The sequence below is a fragment of the Nocardia sputi genome (genome assembly GCF_023501985.1).
Genome location: NZ_JAMFLC010000069.1, coordinates 1 through 1,392, shown reverse-complemented (window position 1 = coordinate 1,392; position 1,392 = coordinate 1). Strand labels below are relative to the sequence as shown.

Below are 1,392 nucleotides of genomic sequence, written 5' to 3'. Positions count from 1 at the left end.
GAGACCATCGGTCTCAATGGCTGTGGTGGTTATGCCCAGGCGCGTGCTTTCGTGAGCGTCGAGGTCGAAACCGACAATGTCATCACCTGGGTGACGCTGTGGGGAGCACCCTTCAGCCTCGGCTGAGTGAACGGCGGGTGAAAAACCCGTAGCTTCGGATGAAATGGACCCTTCGCATCGCGGCGGGTCCATTTCGTCATGAATTCGATTGCCCGGCAACGACCTCGGTGATCTTAATGAGGTCGCTTTCGTTTCGAGACTATTTGCCCGAATTTCCGGAAAAGTCCGGTTGATACCGAATAACATTGTTTCCGTCCGAGATCGCTCGATGAGGCGATGGTCGGCGGATCGCTTGGTGGACGGCACATTCCACTGCGCGCCGCAGGCTTTGGAGGGACACGTCCGCCTCGACACCCTGAGGCGGTCGGATGCAACCTGATGAGGAAAAAGATGAGCAAGTACCGCACCAACGGTCTGTCTCGAGGCGTCCGCGTCGCGGGCGCCGCTGCCGTGGCAGCCGTGGCCACCGGTCTGTTGTCCACCGGTGCCGCCAATGCCGATGTCTTCGTGCCGTTGCCGGACGGTCACAAGGCAGGGCACGGCGTGAACATCACCCGCAATGGTGAGCGCGCCTTGATCTCCCCGTCCCTTGCTGCGAACGGTGCCGGCCGTGTCGTGTGGGTTTCGGGGAACGCCATCGCCGATGTCGCTGTGACGCCGGAAGGTGAGATCGGCCCGAACAACGGCCCGAGCGGAAACCCGGGCACGAATAATTCGTCCACTCACGGTGCCTCGCAGTTGAGCACCGGTTACATCGTCGGCTGCCAGATCAGCATCGCCGACGACGCGATTTCCGCGGGTGTGTCCGGCAGTGTCAACCTCGAGGGCGCGAGCGCCGGTGGCTCGATCGGTATCAATCTCGGTCCCGGCGAGGTCACGTTCGTTCAGATCGATTACAAGGACATCCTGAAGCCGGGTGTGTACTCGGTGGAGTATCAGGATGCCGAGATTCAGATCCAGGGGTGTGCGGGTTACGCGCAGGCGCGTTCGTACACGGTCGTCGAGATCATCGGCGATCACTATTCGAAGACCACCCTTTACGGGATGCCGTTCAGCATCGGCTGACGCGGCCGGATCTGTCAAATCTCTTTTCGCTCAAGCGAACTCGACACTTCAAGGGAATCATCATGTTCGATCGTAAGAAATTGGCGCGCGCGGCCGGGCTGTGCGCGTCCGCGGCCATCGCTGTAGGTCTCCTCTCGACGGGTGCGGCGAATGCCGATACTTTCGTTCCGCTGCCGGGTGGTGAGCTCGTCAAGACGTTGTCGGATGGCACGGTGGTGACCGTTCGTCTGGTCGGTGAGTCGGCGACCATCAGTCCGTCTATGGGTG

General features: G+C 60.9%; 2 protein-coding genes and 1 pseudogene. All 3 read left to right on the top strand.

What is annotated here, in order from left to right; genetic code table 11:
- Nucleotides 1–126 (top strand): MspA family porin (locus M8859_RS36650; RefSeq protein ID WP_201295359.1); only part of this gene is annotated, 126 nt, incomplete at its 5' end.
- Nucleotides 127–450: 324 nt separating this feature from the next.
- The gene (locus M8859_RS36645) at nt 451–1,125 is read left to right on the top strand and encodes an MspA family porin (protein ID WP_195070994.1); all 675 of its coding nucleotides are present in this window, start codon (nt 451–453) and stop codon (nt 1,123–1,125) included.
- Nucleotides 1,126–1,187: 62 nt separating this feature from the next.
- A pseudogene (locus M8859_RS36640) lies at nt 1,188–1,392 on the top strand (MspA family porin); the annotation flags it as partial.